Genomic DNA, 5,025 nt, shown 5'->3' on the forward strand with positions numbered 1-5,025 from the left:
TGCTAAGCGACTACCATATCTAACAGGGGGCAACCCCCAACTACATCAGGCGTGCTAGGGCTTAACTTCTGTGTTCGGCATGGGAACAGGTGTATCTCCTAGGCTATCGTCACTTAACTATGATTGATTATCCAATCAAAATTGAATACCTATATATTCTAACAAGAAACCGACTCGCTGTCAATATTGACTCGTTTCTTTTTTGGATAAGTCCTCGAGCTATTAGTATTAGTCCGCTACATGTGTCACCACACTTACACTTCTAACCTATCTACCTGATCATCTCTCAGGGCTCTTACTGATATAAAATCATGGGAAATCTCATCTTGAGGTGGGCTTCACACTTAGATGCTTTCAGCGTTTATCCCTTCCCTACATAGCTACCCAGCGATGCCTTTGGCAAGACAACTGGTACACCAGCGGTAAGTCCACTCTGGTCCTCTCGTACTAGGAGCAGATCCTCTCAAATTTCCTACGCCCGCGACGGATAGGGACCGAACTGTCTCACGACGTTCTGAACCCAGCTCGCGTGCCGCTTTAATGGGCGAACAGCCCAACCCTTGGGACCGACTACAGCCCCAGGATGCGACGAGCCGACATCGAGGTGCCAAACCTCCCCGTCGATGTGAACTCTTGGGGGAGATAAGCCTGTTATCCCCAGGGTAGCTTTTATCCGTTGAGCGATGGCCCTTCCATGCGGAACCACCGGATCACTAAGCCCGACTTTCGTCCCTGCTCGAGTTGTAGCTCTCGCAGTCAAGCTCCCTTATACCTTTACACTCTGCGAATGATTTCCAACCATTCTGAGGGAACCTTTGGGCGCCTCCGTTACCTTTTAGGAGGCGACCGCCCCAGTCAAACTGCCCGTCAGACACTGTCTCCGATAGGGATAACCTATCTAGGTTAGAGTAGCCATAACACAAGGGTAGTATCCCAACAACGCCTCCACCGAAACTAGCGTCCCGATTTCATAGGCTCCTACCTATCCTGTACATGTGGTACAGATACTCAATATCAAACTGCAGTAAAGCTCCATGGGGTCTTTCCGTCCTGTCGCGGGTAACCTGCATCTTCACAGGTACTAAAATTTCACCGAGTCTCTCGTTGAGACAGTGCCCAAATCATTACGCCTTTCGTGCGGGTCGGAACTTACCCGACAAGGAATTTCGCTACCTTAGGACCGTTATAGTTACGGCCGCCGTTTACTGGGGCTTCAATTCACACCTTCGCTAATGCTAAGCGCTCCTCTTAACCTTCCAGCACCGGGCAGGCGTCACCCCCTATACATCATCTTACGATTTAGCAGAGAGCTGTGTTTTTGATAAACAGTTGCTTGGGCCTATTCACTGCGGCTGACTTAAAGCCAGCGCCCCTTCTCCCGAAGTTACGGGGCCATTTTGCCGAGTTCCTTAACGAGAGTTCTCTCGCTCACCTGAGGCTACTCGCCTCGACTACCTGTGTCGGTTTGCGGTACGGGTAGAGTATAATTAACGCTAGAAGCTTTTCTTGGCAGTGTGACATCACTAACTTCGCTACTTAACTTCGCTCCCCATCACAGCTCAATGTTAGAGATATAAGCATTTGACTCATATCACACCTCACTGCTTAGACGTGCACTTCCAATCGCACGCTTTAGTTAGCCTACTGCGTCCCTCCATCACTATATACTCTAGTACAGGAATATCAACCTGTTGTCCATCGGATACACCTTTCGGTCTCTCCTTAGGTCCCGACTAACCCAGGGAGGACGAGCCTTCCCCTGGAAACCTTAGTCATACGGTGGACAGGATTCTCACCTGTCTTTCGCTACTCATACCGGCATTCTCACTTCTATGCGTTCCAGCGCTCCTCACGGTACACCTTCTTCACACATAGAACGCTCTCCTACCATACCTAAAAGGTATCCACAGCTTCGGTAATATGTTTTAGCCCCGGTACATTTTCGGCGCAGGGTCACTCGACTAGTGAGCTATTACGCACTCTTTGAATGAATAGCTGCTTCTAAGCTAACATCCTAGTTGTCTGTGCAACCCCACATCCTTTTCCACTTAACATATATTTTGGGACCTTAGCTGGTGGTCTGGGCTGTTTCCCTTTCGACTACGGATCTTAGCACTCGCAGTCTGACTGCCGATTATATCTCATTGGCATTCGGAGTTTATCTGATATTGGTAATCCGGGATGGACCCCTCAATCAAACAGTGCTCTACCTCCAAGAGACTTAACATCGACGCTAGCCCTAAAGCTATTTCGGAGAGAACCAGCTATCTCCAAGTTCGTTTGGAATTTCTCCGCTACCCACAAGTCATCCAAGCACTTTTCAACGTGCCCTGGTTCGGGCCTCCAGTGAGTTTTACCTCACCTTCACCCTGCTCATGGGTAGGTCACATGGTTTCGGGTCTACGACATGATACTAATGCGCCCTATTAAGACTCGGTTTCCCTACGGCTCCGTCTCTTCAACTTAACCTCGCATCATATCGTAACTCGCCGGTTCATTCTACAAAAGGCACGCTCTCACCCATTAACGGGCTCGAACTTGTTGTAGGCACACGGTTTCAGGTTCTATTTCACTCCCCTCCCGGGGTGCTTTTCACCTTTCCCTCACGGTACTGGTTCACTATCGGTCACTAGAGAGTATTTAGGGTTAGGAGATGGTCCTCCCAGATTCCGACGAGATTTCTCGTGTCTCGCCGTACTCAGGATACTGCTAGGGTTATAGACTATTTCGAATACGAGGCTGTTACTCTCTTTGGCTTACCTTCCCAGGTAATTCTTCTATAATCTTGTCGTCCCACGTCGCAGTCCTACAACCCCGATGTGTAAACACATCGGTTTGCCCTCTTGCCATTTCGCTCGCCGCTACTAAGGCAATCGCGTTTGCTTTCTCTTCCTGCAGCTACTTAGATGTTTCAGTTCACTGCGTCTTCCTCTTCATTACCTTAACAGTAATGAGTGACATGCATTACATGCCGGGTTCCCCCATTCGGACATCTCTGGATCAATGTTTACTTACAACTCCCCAAAGCATTTCGTCGTTAGTCACGTCCTTCATCGGCTTCTAGTGCCAAGGCATCCACCGTGCGCCCTTATTAACTTAACCTTATTTTGGTCTGTTGACCTTAAACTCATTAAATCACAGCGTTTCGGTTTATTTCTTGTTACTATCTACAATTCAATTTCTTGAATCGTGGAATTTGATATAGATATTCAATTTTCAATGGACAATCTTTTGAATCTTTCGATTCAATGGAGCCTAGCGGGATCGAACCGCTGACCTCCTGCGTGCAAAGCAGGCGCTCTCCCAGCTGAGCTAAGGCCCCACAAGACCTCTCAAAACTAAACAATACCCAAACGTGCTTCCGTTTATCCTTAGAAAGGAGGTGATCCAGCCGCACCTTCCGATACGGCTACCTTGTTACGACTTCACCCCAATCATCTATCCCACCTTAGGCGGCTGGCTCCTAAAAGGTTACCTCACCGACTTCGGGTGTTACAAACTCTCGTGGTGTGACGGGCGGTGTGTACAAGGCCCGGGAACGTATTCACCGCGGCGTGCTGATCCGCGATTACTAGCGATTCCGACTTCATGTAGGCGAGTTGCAGCCTACAATCCGAACTGAGATTGGCTTTAAGAGATTTGCTTGCCGTCACCGACTCGCGACTCGTTGTACCAACCATTGTAGCACGTGTGTAGCCCAGGTCATAAGGGGCATGATGATTTGACGTCATCCCCACCTTCCTCCGGTTTATTACCGGCAGTCTCGCTAGAGTGCCCAACTTAATGATGGCAACTAACAATAGGGGTTGCGCTCGTTGCGGGACTTAACCCAACATCTCACGACACGAGCTGACGACAACCATGCACCACCTGTCACCGATGTTCCGAAGAAACTTCCTATCTCTAGGAATAGCATCGGGATGTCAAGACCTGGTAAGGTTCTTCGCGTTGCTTCGAATTAAACCACATGCTCCACCGCTTGTGCGGGCCCCCGTCAATTCCTTTGAGTTTCAACCTTGCGGTCGTACTCCCCAGGCGGAGTGCTTAATGCGTTAGCTGCGGCACTAAGCCCCGGAAAGGGCCTAACACCTAGCACTCATCGTTTACGGCGTGGACTACCAGGGTATCTAATCCTGTTTGCTCCCCACGCTTTCGAGCCTCAGCGTCAGTTACAGACCAGAGAGCCGCTTTCGCCACCGGTGTTCCTCCATATATCTACGCATTTCACCGCTACACATGGAATTCCACTCTCCCCTTCTGCACTCAAGTCTAACAGTTTCCAAAGCGAACAATGGTTAAGCCACTGCCTTTAACTTCAGACTTATTAAACCGCCTGCGCTCGCTTTACGCCCAATAAATCCGGACAACGCTCGGGACCTACGTATTACCGCGGCTGCTGGCACGTAGTTAGCCGTCCCTTTCTGGTAAGTTACCGTCACTGTGTGAACTTTCCACTCTCACACACGTTCTTCTCTTACAACAGAGCTTTACGATCCGAAAACCTTCTTCACTCACGCGGCGTTGCTCGGTCAGGGTTGCCCCCATTGCCGAAGATTCCCTACTGCTGCCTCCCGTAGGAGTCTGGGCCGTGTCTCAGTCCCAGTGTGGCCGATCACCCTCTCAGGTCGGCTATGTATCGTCGCCTTGGTGAGCCGTTACCTCACCAACTAGCTAATACAACGCAGGTCCATCTACTAGTGAAGCAATTGCTCCTTTCAAGCATCTAACATGGGTTAAATGCTGTTATGCGGTATTAGCTATCGTTTCCAATAGTTATCCCCCGCTAGTAGGCAGGTTACCTACGCGTTACTCACCCGTTCGCAACTCTTCCAACTTTAGCAAGCTAAAGTCTTCAGCGTTCTACTTGCATGTATTAGGCACGCCGCCAGCGTTCGTCCTGAGCCAGGATCAAACTCTCATTTAATCTTGTTCTCATTCTGTCACTGACAGATTTATCGTTTTTGACAGGTTACTTCCGTAACCCGCACGTTTGGTTCGTATTGTTCAGTTTTCAAAGGTCTTTGT

The 5,025-nt window shown here is 49.4% G+C and carries 1 tRNA gene and 3 rRNA genes; all 4 read right to left on the reverse strand.

The features are described 5' to 3' along the window. Position 1: 1 nt before the first annotated feature. The 4 genes from rrf to E0E02_RS09235 all read right to left on the reverse strand — a co-directional run bounded on the left by rrf (position 2) and on the right by E0E02_RS09235 (position 4,924). Positions 2-117: ribosomal RNA gene (rrf, locus tag E0E02_RS09220) — 5S ribosomal RNA — on the reverse strand. Between the two features lie 85 nt (positions 118-202). Beyond that, positions 203-3,102 (reverse strand): 23S ribosomal RNA (locus tag E0E02_RS09225). A 147-nt stretch (positions 3,103-3,249) separates the two neighbouring features. Next, a tRNA-Ala gene (locus tag E0E02_RS09230) sits at positions 3,250-3,322 on the reverse strand. 53 nt (positions 3,323-3,375) lie between these two features. After that, positions 3,376-4,924, reverse strand: a 16S ribosomal RNA gene (locus E0E02_RS09235). The 16S, 23S and 5S rRNA genes sit together here with 1 tRNA gene alongside, the layout of an rRNA operon. Positions 4,925-5,025: the final 101 nt, after the last annotated feature.

Origin of the sequence: Streptococcus sp. KCJ4932 (genome assembly GCF_004352745.1) — a bacterium.
GTDB classification, from domain to species: Bacteria; Bacillota; Bacilli; order Lactobacillales; family Streptococcaceae; genus Streptococcus; species Streptococcus ruminicola.